The sequence below is a fragment of the Parahaemophilus parainfluenzae genome (assembly GCF_001053575.1).
Taxonomy (GTDB): Bacteria; Pseudomonadota; Gammaproteobacteria; order Enterobacterales; family Pasteurellaceae; genus Haemophilus_D; species Haemophilus_D parainfluenzae_S.
Genome location: NZ_JVSL01000039.1, coordinates 1 through 18,266 on the forward strand (window position 1 = coordinate 1; position 18,266 = coordinate 18,266).

19 protein-coding genes are annotated in these 18,266 nt (G+C 40.1%); 7 read left to right on the forward strand and 12 right to left on the reverse strand.

Annotated features, from left to right (window positions below; all coding sequences use genetic code 11):
- On the forward strand, positions 1-610 hold a 610-nt coding region (locus AC979_RS08465), incomplete at its 5' end, for an Imm49 family immunity protein (RefSeq protein WP_049372676.1).
- A gap of 87 nt (positions 611-697) precedes the next feature.
- Positions 698-946: a DUF7683 domain-containing protein gene (locus AC979_RS08470; RefSeq protein ID WP_049369604.1), complete on the forward strand. Its 249-nt coding sequence runs from the start codon at positions 698-700 to the stop codon at positions 944-946.
- Positions 947-1,023: 77 nt separating this feature from the next.
- Here AC979_RS08470 and glpK read toward each other — a convergent pair whose 3' ends face one another.
- Entirely contained in the window at positions 1,024-2,535 is a 1,512-nt protein-coding gene (gene glpK, locus AC979_RS08475) for a glycerol kinase GlpK (protein WP_049373822.1), read from the reverse strand.
- A gap of 372 nt (positions 2,536-2,907) precedes the next feature.
- On the opposite strand from glpK, the gene AC979_RS08480 reads away from it, so the two are divergent.
- The gene (locus AC979_RS08480) at positions 2,908-3,651 is read left to right on the forward strand and encodes an MIP/aquaporin family protein (protein WP_049373823.1); all 744 of its coding nucleotides are present in this window, start codon (positions 2,908-2,910) and stop codon (positions 3,649-3,651) included.
- A 72-nt stretch (positions 3,652-3,723) separates the two neighbouring features.
- Here AC979_RS08480 and AC979_RS08485 read toward each other — a convergent pair whose 3' ends face one another.
- From AC979_RS08485 to cysZ, 5 genes are all read right to left on the reverse strand, one after another.
- Entirely contained in the window at positions 3,724-4,494 is a 771-nt protein-coding gene (locus AC979_RS08485) for an amino acid ABC transporter ATP-binding protein (protein WP_049373824.1), read from the reverse strand.
- Positions 4,495-4,503: 9 nt separating this feature from the next.
- The gene (locus tag AC979_RS08490) at positions 4,504-5,220 is read right to left on the reverse strand and encodes an amino acid ABC transporter permease (RefSeq protein ID WP_049373825.1); all 717 of its coding nucleotides are present in this window, start codon (positions 5,218-5,220) and stop codon (positions 4,504-4,506) included.
- The gene (locus AC979_RS08495) at positions 5,204-5,977 is read right to left on the reverse strand and encodes an amino acid ABC transporter substrate-binding protein (RefSeq protein ID WP_049373826.1); all 774 of its coding nucleotides are present in this window, start codon (positions 5,975-5,977) and stop codon (positions 5,204-5,206) included. Before AC979_RS08495 ends, AC979_RS08490 begins: the two co-directional genes overlap by 17 nt.
- A 183-nt stretch (positions 5,978-6,160) precedes the next feature.
- On the reverse strand, positions 6,161-7,111 hold the full coding sequence (gene cysK, locus AC979_RS08500) for a cysteine synthase A (RefSeq protein WP_005694743.1): 951 nt from the start codon (positions 7,109-7,111) through the stop codon (positions 6,161-6,163).
- A 100-nt stretch (positions 7,112-7,211) separates the two neighbouring features.
- Positions 7,212-8,057: a sulfate transporter CysZ gene (gene cysZ, locus AC979_RS08505; protein ID WP_049373827.1), complete on the reverse strand. Its 846-nt coding sequence runs from the start codon at positions 8,055-8,057 to the stop codon at positions 7,212-7,214.
- A 171-nt stretch (positions 8,058-8,228) separates the two neighbouring features.
- Between cysZ and zipA the strand changes: the two genes are divergently transcribed.
- Together zipA and ligA are read left to right on the forward strand one after the other, a co-directional pair.
- Complete coding sequence (gene zipA, locus AC979_RS08510; RefSeq protein WP_049373828.1) at positions 8,229-9,263, forward strand: cell division protein ZipA; 1,035 nt, start codon at positions 8,229-8,231, stop codon at positions 9,261-9,263.
- Between the two features lie 82 nt (positions 9,264-9,345).
- Entirely contained in the window at positions 9,346-11,349 is a 2,004-nt protein-coding gene (gene ligA / locus AC979_RS08515; RefSeq protein WP_161797283.1) for an NAD-dependent DNA ligase LigA, read from the forward strand.
- Positions 11,350-11,450: 101 nt separating this feature from the next.
- Here ligA and AC979_RS08520 read toward each other — a convergent pair whose 3' ends face one another.
- The 6 genes from AC979_RS08520 to tsaD form a co-directional block, all read right to left on the reverse strand.
- Complete coding sequence (locus tag AC979_RS08520) at positions 11,451-12,014, reverse strand: hypothetical protein (RefSeq protein WP_049373829.1); 564 nt, start codon at positions 12,012-12,014, stop codon at positions 11,451-11,453.
- Positions 12,015-12,071: 57 nt separating this feature from the next.
- Entirely contained in the window at positions 12,072-12,458 is a 387-nt protein-coding gene (locus AC979_RS08525; RefSeq protein WP_049373830.1) for a YgiW/YdeI family stress tolerance OB fold protein, read from the reverse strand.
- Positions 12,459-12,735: 277 nt separating this feature from the next.
- Positions 12,736-13,956: an aromatic amino acid transport family protein gene (locus AC979_RS08530; RefSeq protein WP_049373831.1), complete on the reverse strand. Its 1,221-nt coding sequence runs from the start codon at positions 13,954-13,956 to the stop codon at positions 12,736-12,738.
- A 36-nt stretch (positions 13,957-13,992) separates the two neighbouring features.
- Entirely contained in the window at positions 13,993-14,574 is a 582-nt protein-coding gene (locus AC979_RS08535; RefSeq protein WP_049373832.1) for a thymidine kinase, read from the reverse strand.
- The gene (locus tag AC979_RS08540) at positions 14,574-14,810 is read right to left on the reverse strand and encodes a hypothetical protein (protein WP_049373833.1); all 237 of its coding nucleotides are present in this window, start codon (positions 14,808-14,810) and stop codon (positions 14,574-14,576) included. The genes AC979_RS08535 and AC979_RS08540 overlap by 1 nt, the downstream gene beginning before the upstream one ends.
- Before the next feature lie 9 nt (positions 14,811-14,819).
- The gene (tsaD, locus tag AC979_RS08545; RefSeq protein ID WP_049373834.1) at positions 14,820-15,848 is read right to left on the reverse strand and encodes a tRNA (adenosine(37)-N6)-threonylcarbamoyltransferase complex transferase subunit TsaD; all 1,029 of its coding nucleotides are present in this window, start codon (positions 15,846-15,848) and stop codon (positions 14,820-14,822) included.
- A 218-nt stretch (positions 15,849-16,066) separates the two neighbouring features.
- On the opposite strand from tsaD, the gene rpsU reads away from it, so the two are divergent.
- Entirely contained in the window at positions 16,067-16,282 is a 216-nt protein-coding gene (gene rpsU / locus AC979_RS08550) for a 30S ribosomal protein S21 (protein ID WP_005694732.1), read from the forward strand.
- A gap of 136 nt (positions 16,283-16,418) precedes the next feature.
- Positions 16,419-18,203, forward strand: coding sequence for a DNA primase (gene dnaG / locus AC979_RS08555; protein ID WP_049373835.1), 1,785 nt, complete (start codon positions 16,419-16,421; stop codon positions 18,201-18,203).
- Positions 18,204-18,266: the final 63 nt, after the last annotated feature.

An 18,266-nucleotide genomic window follows, 5' to 3' on the forward strand; every position in this document is an offset into this window, starting at 1 on the left:
TTTGCTTTCAGATAATCAAAAGTTGATTGATTATTTAATTAAACATCGTGATGAAATTGTGGATATTTCAGTCCCCTATAAACGAACTGATACGAGACCTTTTTTTAATGCGAACACTTTATTGGCATTAAGTGGCGATTGGCAATTATTAAAAGAACGCGCACTCACATTCTTAAATGATGAGAAAAAAGCCCGTGGTGATTTAAAGCGCATTCCTGATCATGAATTTTATGTGACACTAGCAGATAAAAATATAAAAGGAATGCAAGAGGCTTTAGATAAATTACTCGAACTTAAGCTTGCTAAACGAGCAGCAAAAGACACCCTTTTACATTTTGATTTTTACTTGCAACCGCAAGTTTTAATGTATGCCAAAATCGCAGCAATCCACGGTTTTGATTTGGGTATTGATAGCCCTATAGCACCCAAAGAATTGATTGATATAAATCCATTAGCAGAATATAAAATTCCTTATGATTTTATGAAATTATTTGATTTTGATGCGCCCCATCAAGTTTGGGTAAATTATGTCAAACAAAGAATGGAAGAAGCGAAGCAAAAGAAAGTTGAAAATAAAAAAGGATTTTGGGCTTCATTATTTGGTCGATAGACAAGGAAAGGAATATCATGAAAGTAACTTCTGTAGAGCATTGGAGTTGGTTGCATAAAGCCTTAGTGTTAAATATTTAGAGATGATATGAGTCCAAAAGTTAGAAGATATATTGAAGTATATAGTAATGAAACAGATGAGTTGCTTTATTCTTATAAAATAACAATTCCTGATCATCTAGTTATTGAGATAGTTTCACCTGATGAGGATGATGAATTTGCATTTTTTTCATATATTCTGACTCAGGAAAAAGTTATTTCTCTAGGCGGTAAACATATTATAGATGAATATCATAACAAAGATGTTGGATATTATGTTGCCTGTTATCAAGCATAGGATATATAGATACCAAATAAAAGTGCGGTCAAAAACACAAGCGATTTTGACCGCTCTTTATTATTGGCTAGAAAGGATTATTCCGCGTCTTCTTTTGCCCATTCTAATGAGCGTTTAACGGCTTTTTTCCAACCTTTATAACGACGTTCACGTTTTTCTTCATCATTATCTGGTGTAAAGGTTCGTTCTACACGTGCTTTGTCGTGAAGCTCGTCTAAATCTTTCCAGAAACCAACTGCAAGACCAGCAAGGTAAGCTGCACCAAGTGCAGTCACTTCTTTCACCACTGGACGCTCTACGTTCACATCCAAAATATCCGCTTGGAATTGCATTAAGAAGTTATTGTTGGTTGCGCCGCCATCAACACGTAAATATTGTAAGCGTTGGCCAGAGTCAGATTGCATTGCTTCTAATACGTCACGGGTTTGGTAAGCGATAGATTCAAGGGTTGCGCGTACAATATGGTTACGGTTAGAACCACGAGAAAGACCAAAAATTGCACCGCGTGCATACGGATCCCAATATGGTGCACCTAAACCGGTGAAGGCCGGAACAACGTACACGCCATTGCTGTCTGGAACTTTTTGTGCGAAGTATTCGGAATCGTGGCTGTCATGAACGATTTTGAGTTCATCACGTAACCATTGGATTGAAGCTCCAGCGATAAATACCGAACCTTCAAGCGCGTATTCAGGTTCACCTTTGGCGTTACACGCGATGGTGGTTAATAGACCATTTTTAGAGGTAATGGCTTTATCACCGGTGTGTAGCAACATAAAGCAGCCTGTACCATAGGTGTTTTTCGCTTGACCTGCGCGTGTGCATAGATGGCCGTAAAGTGCCGCTTGTTGGTCACCCGCGATACCTGCAACTGGAATACGTACACCGCCTTTACCCCCGATGTTGGTTTGGCCATACACTTCGGATGAATTGCGTACTTCAGGTAGCATAGAGCGTGGAATATTTAATAATTCCAACATTTTGTCATCCCATTTTTTCGTATGGATGTTAAATAACATGGTACGGGATGCGTTGGTGTAATCCGTTACGTGAACACGGCCTTGGGTTAATTTCCATACAAGCCAGGTATCCACGGTACCAAATAGAAGTTCACCGCGTTCCGCTTTTTCGCGCGCGCCTTCTACATTGTCTAAAATCCATTTCACTTTTGTACCGGAGAAGTATGGGTCTACCATTAACCCCGTGGTGTTGCGGATATATTCTTCGTGACCATCCGCTTTAAGTTTGTCTGTAATATCTGCAGTACGACGACATTGCCACACTATCGCGTTATAAACCGGTGTGCCGGTTGCTTTTTCCCACACGATGGTGGTTTCACGTTGGTTAGTAATACCAATTGCTGCAATTTCGTCTGAGGTAATGCCTGCTTTTGCAACCACTTCGTTTAATGTTGAACTTTGTGTTGCCCAAATTTCCATTGGATTATGTTCCACCCAGCCTGCGCGTGGATAAATTTGTGTAAATTCACGTTGGGCGATTTCGACAACATTCGCATTGTGATCTAATAATACTGCACGAGAGCTTGTGGTACCTTGGTCCAAAGCGATGATGTATTTTTTGTCTGTCATGGTGCTATTCCTTAGAGTGCTTGACACTCTCATTAAATGAATGAAGAAATTTTGAGCTTAAACGAACAAATTGCGAGCTTAACTTAATTGAATTCGAATCTAATTGGAACAAGCAATGTTGGGTTTTGTGATTAGCATCACAGATTTTTCTCTGAAAATATGCAATCGATTGCGTTAACGCACAAAATAACGTGATCATTGTCTCATTTCTAGAAAATAGATCGGTTTCATCTATTGAATTAATTGGTTAAAACTAGATAATTAAGTCACTCACTTTGAGTATCTCAATATTTGATCAAACAACGAACGGAATTGCAAAGCAAGATTTCTTCAATGAAATCATTAAGTTAATCATTATTTGGAGATTCTCTTATGAATGCCTATTTTGCAGAATTTTTTGGCACAGCACTCTTAATCCTGTTAGGTAATGGTGTCGTGGCCAACGTATGTTTAAATAAAACGAAAGGGCAAAGTTCTGGTTGGATTGTGATTACTACCGCGTGGGCATTTGCGGTGTATGTGGCCGTCGTTGTAACAGGTCCTTACAGTGGGGCACACTTAAATCCTGCGGTAACACTTGGCGTGGCAATGAAAGGTGCGTTTGCTTGGGAATTGGTACCTGGCTATATTGCGGCACAAGTAGTGGGTGGCATGGTAGGTGCGTTGTTGGTTTACATTATGTATAAAGATCACTTTGCAGCCACCGAAGAAGAGGGTTTAAAACGCGCTTGTTTCTGTACCGAACCTGCGATTCGTAACTATCCAATCAACTTAGTAAACGAAATCGTTGGTACCTTCGTGCTTGTTTTTGTGATTTTCTACCTTGCGGGGGCAAACATCACTTTACCTGGCACGGCAGAAAGCACGCCAATTGGTTTAGGTTCTATCGGGGCATTACCAGTAGCGATTCTCGTTTGGGCAATTGGTTTGAGTTTAGGTGGCACAACCGGTTATGCGATCAATCCAGCTCGAGATTTTGGTCCGCGCTTAACCTTAGGTCTTTTCCTTGGTGGTACATTAAAAACTAAAGCTGACTGGGGATACAGTTGGGTTCCGGTTGTAGGTCCATTTATCGGGGCGGCTTTAGCAGCGGTATTCTATAATGCGATTATGTAATTTATTCAAATAGAAAGAGCGGTCAAAATTCGTGATGTTTTTTGACCGCTCTTTTTATATTTAGAGGTTTGATTAAATACAATAATCTTCGAATTCCATTGGCATTTTAGCTTGCAATAAGAATTGTTTGGTGCGCTCTTGCTGTGGATGACTGAAGAATTCAGCCGCAGTATTTTGTTCAACAACTTGACCATTTTCCATGAGAATCACGCGATCTGCCACATCTTTGGCAAAATTCAATTCATGGGTGACGATAATCATTGTCCAACCTTCTTGTGCGAGTATTTTGAGTGCCTGCAATACTTCACCGACAAGTTCAGGGTCAAGTGCGGAAGTAGGCTCATCTAACAAGATAATATCAGGTTTAACCGCTAAGGCTCGGGCAATTCCTACACGTTGCTGTTGACCACCAGAAAGTTGAGAGGGGTATAAATCCGCTTTTGCTTTTAAACCGACTTTTTCCAATAATGCCAAGGCTTTTTCACGTGCAATATCTTTAGGTTGTTTTTGCACAACTACCATGCCTTCCATCACATTTTCAAGTGCCGTGCGGTGAGGGAATAGGTTGTATTGTTGGAATACCATTGAGGAGCGGCGACGCAATTTTAGTTCATCGGATTTGCTGATCTTCTTGCTGAAATCAATAGTTAAGCTTCCATCAGTAAATGCTAATACCCCTTTTTCTGGGCGTTCGAGCAAATTTAAACAGCGTAAAAAAGTCGTCTTGCCTGAACCTGATGGACCTAGAATGGCAACCACTTCACCTTTATTAATTTCAAAATCAATGCCTTTTAATACATGGTGGCCATTAAAACTTTTCTGAATATTCGTGACTTTTAACATAACCAGTCCTTATAAATGGCGAGAAAGGCGTTTTTCTAAACGGGTTTGTCCCATCGACAGCACAAAACAGAAAACCCAATAAATGAGAGCCGCTTCACTATAAATTAAAATAAATTCGTAGTTTTCAGCGGTGATGTTTTGCGCCACACGAAATAGTTCCGCAATCCAAACGAGTGAAGCAAGGGATGTATCTTTCACTGTGCTAATGAAGGTATTTGATAGCGAAGGGACGGAAATACGTAAAGCTTGCGGCATAATGGTACGCACGAAAGCTTGTGTGTAATTCATGCCTATCGCATAAGAGGCTTCCCATTGACCTTTAGGAATCGCAAGAATGGAGGCCCTCACTGTTTCTGCCGCATAAGCACCAATGTTAATGGAGAACGCAATAATCGCGGTTGGAAAAGGTTCTAGCTTGATACCAACTTCAGGTAAACCGTAGAAAATAATGAAGATCTGCACCAACATTGGCGTGCCGCGAATAATTGAAATATAGGTGCGACAAATGCTCTGCAAAATTTTGGTCATTAAATTGGGATGTGGCAATGTGCAAATTACAGCCACGATAACTGCAATGAATAAACCGCAAAAGAAGGAAATTACTGCCAGGGGGATCGTATATAAAATTGCCCCTTCCATCATAGGCCAAAACGAGCTGATTACATAATCAGCTCGTTCTGTGGTCATAAATGGAAGGCTGGCTAACCAATTATTGAGTAATGTCATCGCCAAACCATTTGATTGAAAGTTGTTTTAAAGTTCCGTCTTTGCGTAGTTCTTCAAGTGCTTGGTTCACTTTTGCAATAAGCGGTTCTTCACCTTTCAAGAAAGCAAAACCGGTTGGGATTTTCTTATCACTTTCTACAGCAATTTTTAAGCCTGCATTAGGTTGTTTTTTGAAGTAATCTAACACCGCAAGCTTATCGTTTACTGTTGCATCAACACGACCTTGTTTTACCGCTTCAAGGTTTTGCGCCAAGCTATCTACAGTCACGATAATTGCACCATTATCACGCGCATCTTTGCTCCAGTTACTGGTTGCAGATTGTGCAGATTTTTTACCTTTTAAATCAGGGAATGATTTAATGCTATCGTTATCAGCTTTCGTCACGATTACGCCAGCAGAGTAGTTATAAGGTGCACTGTAATCATATTTTTTTAAACGTTCTGGGCTTGGATTGGTTTGGTTCGCAATAACATCAAAGCGTTTTGCATTTAAACCTGCATACATGCCGTCCCAAGCGGTTTCTTTAAATTCGACTTTCCAACCTAATTTTTGTGCAACTTTTTCGATAATTTCCACATCGAAACCGGTTAATTTGCCATCTTTATCGTGGAAAGTAAATGGTGCGTAAGTACCCTCAGTACCGACTAATAAGGTTTTAGTTTGTTCAACGCGATCAGCAATTTCACCGGCGTTAGCAAAAGTAGAAAGGACTAATCCTGCCGCTAAAAGTGCGGTGCTAAAAAATGATTTTTTCATAAGTATTCCTTTTTTAGATAAATAACGAAAGTGAAATGAATTATAAGAAGCAAAAAAGAAAAGAAAAGTATTATTTATTTATGAATTATTTCTTTTCGTTATATCAAATAAAAACTGTTTAATTAATAAACAAAAAAGGTCTGTAAAAACAGACCTTAGATAAAATGAATTCAATCAAATCGATTAAGCTTCAATACCTTCGAATAACGCTGTACTTAAATAACGTTCTGATGCAGAAGGTAGGATTGCAACGATTAATTTATCTTGGAATTCAGGTAGTTTTGCTAAGCGGTCAGCCGCTGCCACAGCCGCACCAGAAGAAATACCCGCAAGAATACCTTCTTCAGCCATTAAGCGACGAGCGGTCGCAATTGCCGTATCGCTATCTACAGTTTCCACGCGATCAATTAATGATAAATCCAAGTTTTTCGGAATGAAGCCCGCACCGATACCTTGAATTTTGTGTGGACCGGGTTTCACTTCTTGACCAGCAAGGGTTTGGCTAATAACAGGTGATTCTGTTGGTTCAACCGCTACAGAGGTAATTTTTTTACCGTGATCTAATTTGATCGCACGAGAAATACCGGTAATTGTACCACCGGTACCCACACCGGCAACTACGACATCAACTTTACCTTCAGTATCTTTCCAGATTTCTTCACCGGTAGTTTGACGGTGAATGTCCGGGTTAGCCGGGTTTTCAAATTGTTTTAGCATCACATAATGATTTGGGTTAGATGCCACAATTTCTTCTGCTTTAGCAATCGCACCTTTCATCCCTTTAGAGCCTTCAGTGAGCACAAGATTCACGCCTAAACCACGTAATAAACGTTTACGTTCAAGACTCATGGTTTCAGGCATGGTTAAGGTGATTTTATAACCGCGTGCAGCAGCTACATAAGCTAAAGCAATACCGGTGTTACCGCTGGTTGCATCTACAATTTCTTTACCCGCGGTTAAAATGCCGTCTTTTTCTGCTTGCCAAATCATATTGGCACCAATACGGCATTTCACGCTAAAGCTTGGGTTGCGACCTTCAATTTTTACGACAACGTTACCATTGTGTCCGAAGTGTTTTAAACGAACTAATGGCGTATTACCGATTGAGTATGAGTTATCTGCATAAATTGTCATTTTACTGTCCTTTTATATTTTGGAATGAGTTGATGCAGTAGTTATAACACTGGCTTTTATATAAAAAAAATAGTTAATAGCTATATTTTATAACTAAATGCTATTTATTCACGATGTTATTTCCTGAAGGCTTAATTTCTGTACTCGTAGAACGTGTCACAATTTGTGTTGAACCGGAAGTGCGGTCAAAATTCATATCAAATTTTAATTGTGAGCGATAATTTTCGACCCACATTACCGTTGCACCACAGACCGCCACAGGAATAATTACTAAGTTCACGATTGGTAATGCGGTACAAAGGGTAATTAATGCCCCGAATGTCAGGCTTTGAGAACGTCTTTCGCCTAACGCATTTTTCATAATGCCAAAAGAAATTTTATGGTTATCAAACGGGTAGTCACAGTACTGAATCGCCATCATCCAACAAGTAAATAGGAAGGTTAGTACTGGAATAATGGTTTGTCCGATAACTGGGATAAAACTCAATAAGAACAAGCCCACAAATTTCGGTAAGCTGTACCATAGTTTTTGCCATTCTCGGTTCAACATACGCGGCACATCTTTCATGATTTCAGCCAAACCATCATCATTAACGGCTTCACCGGTCAGCATTTTTTCGACTTTTTCTGCTAATAATCCATTAAACGGTGCGGCAATAAAGCCTGAAAGCGTTGTAAAGGCAAAATAGAAAAATAAGAGAATTGAGCCAATAGACAGCACGAGCAAAATCACACTTAAAAAGCTTAACCAATCAGGAATAAAGCTCATTACCCAATCGATCATTGTGGAGATTTGTGAAACAAATAGCCAAAATAAGCCAGTGAGTAGGACGACGTTAAGTAAAATCGGCATAATCACAAAACGGCGGAGGCCTTTTTGCGTAATGAAATGCCAACCCATCACGAAATGATTGAAAGCAGATTTTATTTCATTTTGATCGATCATCATTGTTCCTTTAAATTGAAAAGTAAAAAATACAAAATGTCACAGAAAGACAATATTTTTTGAGAAAAATTCCATCTCATCCCTTTTAATATCTTGTTTGCTTTCCTATTTTTTCACCTGTGGAAATGTGGTAGGATTAGCAAAAAATCATTGCGTTAAGGAGCAACAAGAATGGACTTAAATACCATTTTGATTATTTTAGGGGTAATTGCTTTAATTGCCTTAGTGGTACACGGATTATGGTCAAATCGCCGTGAGAAATCAAAATATTTTAAAAGCGCGAATACATTTAACCGCACTTCTAAAAACGGTGAGGTCAATCCTTTTTCGCAAGCTGCTGATCCTAATGCGGATATTCGTTTAACACATCGTGCTCAAGCGGCACAGCCTGTACAACAAAGTGTTCAACCTCAAGTGGCACCACAGGCAGCAAGCCAACAGCAATTTAATTTTGATGAGCAACGTGCTCAAGTGGATGCGCGTCAAATAGAAAAAAGCGTCGATGATATTAAAATCTCCTTACCAAATCAGCCAGTTTATGAGATGAAAACGGCGCAACCTGCTCCTGCGCCACAGCCTGAACCGGTGGTTTATCCTGAAACGAATGTACAACCGAAACCACGTGTGGCAGAAATGACAATCGAAGAGTTAGAAGCACAAAGCAATGATTTTGATGGTGTAAATTCTTCTTCGCCTGAATTACGTGAGCAGTTAGCCGAGATGTCATTAAATCCAACTCAAGAACCTACTCATGAGAACGTGCATTTTAACTATCACGAACCAGTAGAAGTGGAAAAACCAAAACAAACCACGGGATTTGTTCAACTTTATGTCATTTCAAATCAAAATCGTGAATTTTATGGACCACAATTATCTCAATCTTTAGAAAACTTGGGATTCATTTTTGGTGAGCGTCAAATGTATCATCGCCACTTTGATTTAAGTGTGGCAAGCCCAGTGCTATTTAGCGTGGCAAACATTGAACAACCAGGTACGTTTGATTATTACAATATGGCAGAGTTTTCAACCATGGGGGTGGTGCTCTTTATGCAGTTGCCATCACCAGGTAATAATTTGGCAAACTTACGCATGATGATTCGTGCAGCGAAAACCATCGCGGAAGATTTAGGTGGTGTGGTATTGACTGATCAGCAAGAGATTTTTGATGATATGGCTGAGCAGGATTACTTATCTCGTATCGCATAAAACGCACAAAAAAATAACCGCACTTTGGGCGAGCCGATGGTTCGCCCATTTTAATTCAATGAGTAAACCATTAGAGAACATTATGAGCCTTCAGCAACAAATTGATACATTACGTCAGGATCTTCGTCGTTATGAATATGAATATCATGTATTGGATAACCCAACGATTCCTGACGCGGAATATGACCGTTTATTTCATCAACTTAAAGCCTTAGAAGCCACCCATCCGGAACTCATTACGGCAGATTCACCTACTCAACGTGTAGGAGCAAAACCGCTGTCAGGCTTTGCTCAGATTCGTCATGAAATTCCAATGCTTTCTTTGGATAATGCTTTCTCAGACGAGGAATTTTATGCATTCGTAAAACGTATTGAAGATCGTCTTATTCGTTTGCCTGAACCTCTTACTTTCTGCTGTGAACCGAAATTAGATGGCTTAGCCGTGAGTATTTTGTATGTAAATGGCGTACTGACTCAAGCGGCAACCCGTGGTGATGGGACAACCGGGGAAGATATTACCGCCAATATCCGTACGATTCGAAATATTCCCTTGCAGCTTTTAATGGACAATCCGCCTGCACGTTTAGAAGTGCGTGGTGAAGTGTTTATGCCACACGCAGGCTTTGAGCGCTTAAATCAACAGGCGTTAGAGAAAGGTGAGAAAACTTTTGCTAACCCACGTAATGCAGCGGCAGGATCGTTGCGACAGCTTGATCCAAAAATTACGAGTAAGCGCCCATTGGTATTGAATGCTTATGGTATTGGTATTGCGGAAGGGGTAGATTTGCCGAATACGCATTATGATCGTTTGCAATGGCTGAAGTCTATTGGGATTCCGGTAAACCCAGAAATCCGTTTATGTAACGGCACAGATGAAGTGTTGGATTTTTATCGTGATATTCAAAATAAACGCAGTTCTCTTGGCTATGATATAGATGGTACCGTACTGAAAATCAATGATATTGCGTTACAAGAGAAATTAGGTTTTATTTCCAAAGCGCCACGTTGGGCGATTGCTTATAAATTCCCTGCACAAGAAGAATTAACTCGCCTAAATGATGTGGAATTCCAAGTGGGCAGAACAGGGGCAATTACCCCAGTGGCTAAATTGGAACCGGTATTTGTGGCTGGTGTCACGGTGAGTAACGCCACATTGCATAACGGTGATGAAATCGAACGCTTGGACATTGCGATTGGCGATACGGTAGTGATTCGTCGTGCAGGGGATGTGATCCCACAAATTATCGGCATGTTGCACGATCGTCGCCCAGCGAATGCGAGACCGATTGTTTTCCCTGAGACTTGTCCTGTATGTGATTCGGCAATTGTTCGTATTGAAGGCGAAGCGGTAGCGCGTTGTACAGGCGGTTTATTCTGTGCCGCACAGCGTAAAGAAGCGCTTAAACATTTCGTTTCTCGTAAGGCCATGGATATTGATGGCGTAGGGGGTAAATTAATCGAGCAGTTGGTGGATCGTGAATTAATTCATACGCCAGCCGATTTATTTAAGTTAGATTTAACTACGCTAACCCGTTTGGAAAGAATGGGCACAAAATCTGCTGAAAATGCATTGGCTAGTCTTGAAAAAGCAAAAAATACGACGTTAGCACGTTTTATTTTTGCTTTAGGAATCCGTGAAGTGGGGGAGGCGACAGCATTGAATTTAGCAAATCATTTCAAAACCCTAGAAGCGTTGCAAAATGCAGATTTAGAAGCCTTACAGCAAGTGCCTGACGTGGGTGAAGTGGTGGCAAATCGTATTTTGGCGTTTTGGCATGAACCACATAATGTCGCGGTGGTGAATGATTTAATCGCTCAAGGCGTACATTGGGAAACCGTGGAAACCAAAGAAGTGACAGAAAACCGCTTTAAAGGCAAAACGGTGGTGTTAACCGGAACCTTAACTCAAATGGGACGTAATGAAGCTAAAGCCTTATTACAAGACATGGGCGCGAAAGTGAGCGGCTCGGTTTCAGCGAAAACGGATTTTGTGATTGCTGGTGATGCAGCCGGTTCTAAACTGACAAAAGCGCAAGAATTAGGTGTGGCTGTTTTAACGGAAGAAGAATTTCTGGCTCAGATTTAATCGTCTCAATCGAAAAAATACTAAAAAAATGACCGCACTTCATCTCATCTCAAGATTAAGTGCGGTTTAACTTTTCTTCTTAATAAACGATAGCAGACATTTTAAGCTCTTAATTTACTGGCTCCGCGTTCCAGTTGTTTTGCCAAGCATTCTTTTGAAGCAATAATCTGTTTACCAAAGCGTTTATATAAACGTTGTTTTAATTTTGCCAACCCTTTCACTTTAGCACTTTTTTCTGCCCCAAATAACTGCTTAATATGGAGTGTCACCTGACCAATTTCTTGTAAGGCAATACCTGTTTTGGCTTTTAATTCGTTTAATTGGAACGTGATTTTTTCCTGTACATTCTGTTCTAATCGTTGTGTTAATTCTGTCGTATCGGCGGTTTCATTTTGACACAACTGTTCAAATTCGGCGATTTCTGTACTGAAATCTAGCTGTAACCCTTGTTCCAGTTCAATTAATACTGCCGTGCCGTATTCCAATTGTGATGTTAATTGCTGTTGGCTTTGAACTAATTGATTTTGAATGGCTTCACTTTGCTCAATACATTCATTTAATGACTGTTTCATTTCTGTTTGTTGCTGCATGGCAGAGGCTTTTATTGAATCAATTCGTTGTTGAATTTGCTGCATAAGATCTGACATTGTTTGTACGTTTTCCATTTTCTTCTCCTTTGGGATTTTTAACCGCACTTAAGAAAAGTACGGTCATTTTGTTACTTATTTTTTGATGATTTGTTTCACATCCACTTCTGTTTTATTCCATTCTTTATCGACTTTACCGATAATTTGAATGTTATCTTGAGGTGCTATCGTTTCACCATTCCATGCTTTTTTGCTGACTTCAATTTGAATTTCTTTTCCACTTGCGTCTTTAAATAAGAAATCCTTTTTACCAATTTGTTTTACAATTTGTCCGTCTAAACGAACTGGAGTGTTATCATTGGCATTTAATGCATCATCAACGGTTTTTACAATAACACTTTCATCGACAAAACCTTGTTGGAGGTTGTGCTTGTGACCATCATTAAATCCTTGTGCTATTGCGGTGTTATATACGGCAACAGAAGATAATGCGATAGCTGCAACAGTAAGTAATTTTTTCATAGTTTGTTCTCCTAAATAAGATAATCATAAAGTAAGTTGAAAGCTTTGCTTTCAGATGTATTAAATCATTCAAATCTTAATCTTTTCTTAAGTGATTAACATTTTTCAGATTTATTTATCGATTGGGTTGTTTGCCTTTCGATGAGTGTATTTAAACAAGAGAATCTTAAGGAAAGATTAAGAGAGGTAAAAAAAATGAAAACTTTTTGAAAATAAAAAAATAGGGCGTTTAAGCCCTACTTTTTATAAGAAAAATGCCTTGAAAATCTACCGCACTTTAGCCTGCTACTGCCGGTAGGTAACCCGCTTGAATTAAGAATGGCACGATCATAATTGCTATACCAATGATTAATGCTATCACTAAAGTCACATTACCACCGATTACACGATAAGGCAGATTTGGATTTGTTTGACGTGTTTTCCAAGCTAGTCCAATAGGTAAAATCAAGCAATAGAATGCACAGAGTAAGCCTGCATAGCTTAATGCGGCAATAAAACCTTCAGGATAATACAAGGCAAACGCAAGCGGTGGGGTGAAGGCGGCGATAGTGAGTGTCAAACGGTTGTGTGGCAATTTGTAACGTTTAAATAAATCGCCTAAACCTTCAAATACCCCTAGCATCACACCTAGGAAAGAAGTGATTAATGCAAGTGCAGAGAACACACGAACGATTTCGCCCATGATGTGGGAGTTCGTGATTTGACGTGTTGCATTGACCAAGCCGTTAAGGGTTGGATCCGCTTGTAACACTTGCACGAATTCATTTTGACTTAATACACCGTGAGTTGCTAATTGCCATACTAAATAAGCCACAAGTGGAATCGCTGTACCAATTAAAATCGCTTTACGGAATTGGGTAACACTACCATCTAAATAGCTGTTTACGCTGCCCATAATGATGTGGAAGCCAAAGGAGGTAAAGAAAATTGGTGCCGCAGAGATCACGAAAGCATAATTTAAAGGCAAGGCCATCAGGTTATCGACAGACACTTTGGGTAACATCATGAATAACACGAAAGCAAAGGCAATTAATTTACCAATGAACAGAATGCGAGTGGCACCATCAACGCCTCTTGTACCTACAACCACAAAGGCACCGAGTACGACGGTAAATAGAATGATCGAAAGTTGGGAGGAAAGACTTTCAAATCCAAAAGCGGTTGGTAAGCCAGATAATAATGAACCGCCACCAGTGATGTAAGCTGCTGAAAGCGCATAAAGTAAAATGAGTAAGCTAAAAGTCGCTAAGACACGCCCTGTGATGCCGAAGTATTTCTCCGCGAGAGTCGCCACGCCATCATTCAAGCGATCTGCAGTTTGATACACTTCAACAAAAAGCAAACCGCTGTAAACCAAAAGTGCCCATAAGCCGACTAATAAGAAAACGGTGTAACCAAAACCAATACCGGCAGAGGTTAATGGCATCGCGAGCATCCCCGCCCCGATGGTTGTGCCGGCAATGATTAAGGCACTGCCGAATGTTTTGTTTTTTAGCATAAAATTGTCCTCCGAGTATAAAATTGAAAAATGAGGTTAAAGCTGACCGCACTTTTCTTTGTAATGATAGCGGCAAACCGAAAGATAGGAGTCGTTTCCACCAATTTGGATTTGTTCCCCTTCCTTAATGACTTCACCTTGTTCATTTAAACGTAAAACGAAATTGGCTTTACGCCCACAATAACAGATTGTTTTTAATTCTTCTAGTTGATCTGCCCAAGCAAGTAAATACTTACTGCCTTCAAATAGCTCTGCTTGGAAGTCAGTACGCAAGCCATAACAAAGCACAGGAATCTTCAGTTTATCGACGACATCACTTAATTGATAGACTTGTTGTTTCGTTAAAAACTGGGCTTCATCAACCAAAACACAATGAATTTTTTCTTGTTGTAAATGTTGGCTCACTTCGGCAAAAAGGTCACTCGTTGACGTAAATAAATTGGCATCTTCATGAATACCAATACGTGACGTGACTTTGCCTAATCCAAAACGGTCATCAATGGCAGCCGTATAAACCATGGTGTTCATATTGCGTTCACGATAGTTATAGGAAGACTGTAACAATGTGGTTGATTTACCCGCATTCATCGTAGAGTAGTAAAAATAGAGTTTTGCCATTATTTAATCACCCATTTCCAGAAATAATAGGCAATGAATCCTGCAACAGGTGGACAGGCTGCGAGCATAAATGTCCCGTAAGTGGCACCGCCGCCCACCATTTTTCCTGCTTCAGCAAGAGCATCAACAATATCACTGCTTGGCGTGGTAAAAATCCATGCACCAATAATCGCAAGCACTAAAAAACAAGCAATACCAGCTGCACGCATGGCTCTCACTTTAATTATATTTTCCATATTTTTTCCTTAAATTGCAGGGAGTTCGGCCATCGCCCAACGTGGTTTTACATCAATCGCGAGATCGCTATGCTGACCTTGTTTTAAGCGTAAAAAGCCCGTATAGGCAATCATGGCGCCATTATCAGTACAAAATTGAGGTTGCGGATAAAATACTTCTCCACCGAGATTTTTCATCATGGTGCCAAGGGTTTCACGTAATTTTTTGTTTGCACTCACCCCACCAGCAATCACTAAGCGTTTGTAGCCCGTTTCTTTTAAGGCGCGTTTACATTTAATTGCAAGTGTGTCGACGACAGAATCTTGGAAGGCAAAGGCGATATCCGCTTTGGTTTGTTCAGTTAATTCGCCTTCTTGTTTGATCGCTTGATTAATCGTATTAGCCGCTGATGTTTTTAAACCTGAAAAGCTAAAATCAAGACCAGGTCGATCCGTCATTGGTCGAGGGAACACAAAGCGATCTTTTGATCCTTTTTCGGCTAAACGTGAAAGTGCCGCACCGCCAGGATAATCTAACCCTAATAATTTCGCGGTTTTATCAAAGGCCTCGCCTGCCGCATCGTCAATGGATTCGCCAATGACTTCATATTTTCCTACGCCATCAACACGCACTAATTGGGTGTGTCCACCTGAAACTAAGAGAGCAATAAATGGAAAGTGCGGTCGATTTTCATCAAGCATTGGCGCAAGTAGATGGCCTTCCATGTGATGTATGCCAATAGCGGGCACATTCCAGGCATAAGCCAGTGAACGCGCGATCGTTGCGCCGACTAATAATGCGCCGACTAAACCAGGACCACTTGTATAGGCGATACCATCAATTTGATCAGCGGTTAAATTGGCTTCTTCTAATGCGGCTTTAATTAATGGTGCTGTTTTGCGAATGTGATCGCGAGAAGCCAGTTCTGGCACCACACCGCCGTAATCCGCATGCAAGGCAATTTGCGTGTAGAGTTGATTAGCAATTAAGCCTTTGTCTTCATCATAAATCGCGACACCTGTTTCATCACAGGAGGTTTCGATTCCTAAAATACGCATTTTCTTCTCATTTTATTAAAAAAATTGGCAAAGATTTTACCTTGTTTGGCCCGTTTAAACCAGTTTAAACGCCAAATTTTCAGCAAATAGGCGATCTTTCCTTTGCTTTTGCAGGGAAGATCGATTAGAATTGCGTCCTTTATTGAATTTGCCGTTCATTCGGCAGTAATAAAAATTTAAAATTGCAATTAAATTAAACTCATTGAGGTGATTGGCTTATGCCTGTAATTAAAGTACGTGAAAACGAATCATTCGACGTAGCTTTACGTCGTTTCAAACGCTCTTGCGAAAAAGCTGGTATTTTAGCAGAAGTTCGCGCTCGTGAATTCTATGAAAAACCAACTACAATCCGTAAACGTGAAAAAGCAACACTTGCTAAACGTCACGCTAAACGTAACGCTCGCGAAAACGCGCGCAATACCCGTTTATACTAATTTGTAGTATTTTCTAACTCGAGTTAAGACAAACCGTGAAACCTTTTGGGTATCACGGTTTTGTTGCTTTAAACTCATCGGAAAAAGTCACGCAAAATCAACCGCACTTTCGCATCGTATTCAAGGAGGCAAGGCAATGAAAGGCTCAATTCCACGCCAGTTTATTGATGATCTGCTCACAAAATCGAATATTGTCGATGTGATTAATGCACGCGTGAAACTCAAAAAAGCGGGACGAGATTATCAAGCTTGCTGTCCGTTTCATCACGAAAAAACACCCTCCTTCACAGTAAGTGAAAAAAAACAATTCTATTATTGCTTTGGTTGTGGCGCGAAAGGCAATGCGATTTCATTTTTAATGGATTATGACAAATTAGAATTTGTTGAAGCCGTTGAAGAACTTGCTGCTTCGGCTGGGCTTGAAGTGCCTTATGAAAAACGCCCAAACCAATTCGGCAATAAACCGGATGTGAGCTATCAGACAAAACGTAATTTATACGATTTGATGCAAGAGATTGCGTCGTTTTATCAAGCCCAACTCCCGCTAAATATTCCTGCTCAAAGCTATCTTCAGCAACGTGGTTTATCGCCAGAAATTATTGCTCGTTTTCAAATTGGTTATGTACCCAATGCGATGGATACGGTGTTGCGTCAATTTGGTAAAAATCGAGAAGAACAGAAAAAGCTATTTGATTTAGGTATACTTTCTCGCAATGATCGTGGCAATGTGTACGATAAATTCCGTAATCGAATTATGTTTCCAATTCGGGATAAACGTGGTCGTACGGTTGCCTTTGGTGGACGTGTTTTAACGGATGAAAAACCTAAATATCTAAACTCACCCGAAACCATTACATACCATAAAGGAAATGAGCTTTATGGATTGTATGAAGCTTTGCAAATCAATGATGAGCCAGAAAAACTATTAGTGGTTGAAGGCTACATGGATGTGGTGGCATTAGCGCAATTTGGTGTGAATTATGCAGTGGCTTCTCTTGGGACATCAACGACATCGGAGCAAATTCAATTATTGTTTCGTTCAACAGAACAAGTTATTTGTTGCTACGATGGTGATAGAGCAGGACGTGATGCCGCTTGGCGAGCCCTTGAAAACGCCTTACCTTATCTGGAAGATGGACGACAAATTAAGTTTATTTTCCTGCCAGATGGAGAAGATCCGGATACTTATATTCGTCAATATGGTAAAGAAAAGTTTGAAGAATATATCGATCAAGCTCAGTCTCTCACAGAATTTTTATTCGCGCATTTAAGTCCACAGGTGGATTTTTCGACGCAAGAAGGACGAGGTAAATTAGTAGCACTCGCAGCACCTTTAATTAGTCAAATTCCTGGTGATATGTTGCGTTTGTCATTACGCAATATGTTGGCGCAAAAGCTTGGGATCTTTGATCAATCACAGCTTGAAAGCTTGATCCCAAATCAAATAGACAAGGCTGAACTAAAACCTAAAACGCCACAAAAAACCATTAAGAAGACACCAATGCGCGTGGTGATTTCTCTGTTATTACAGAATTCACAATTAGTGAATCGTATTTCGGATATCGGTTTACAAGCCTTAAAGCATGAAGCGGGTTACGAATTGCTCGAAAAATTAACCGCACTTTGCCGTGAACGAGAAGGCATTACAACAGGGCAAATCTTAGAATATTTTCGTGATACAGAATTCAGCAAGCCCCTTGAAATATTAGCCTCTTGGGATCATCTATTAGATGACTTAGAAATCATTAATGCATTCTCTCAAAACTATCGTCGATTGAATATTCAAGCGATTGAACGAGATATTGAAATGCTGATTGCAAAAGAAAGGGCGGAAGGATTAACTGATCAAGAGCGAGCAATTTTAGTGAATTTGCTCAAGGGAAAAGAAGAGCAGAAAAAACAGTTAGTTAATCCGTCATAACAATGGTAAAATCTCCTGTTCAAAACAAGGGCTTTTATCTTCCAAAAATAACGCAAAACGGGA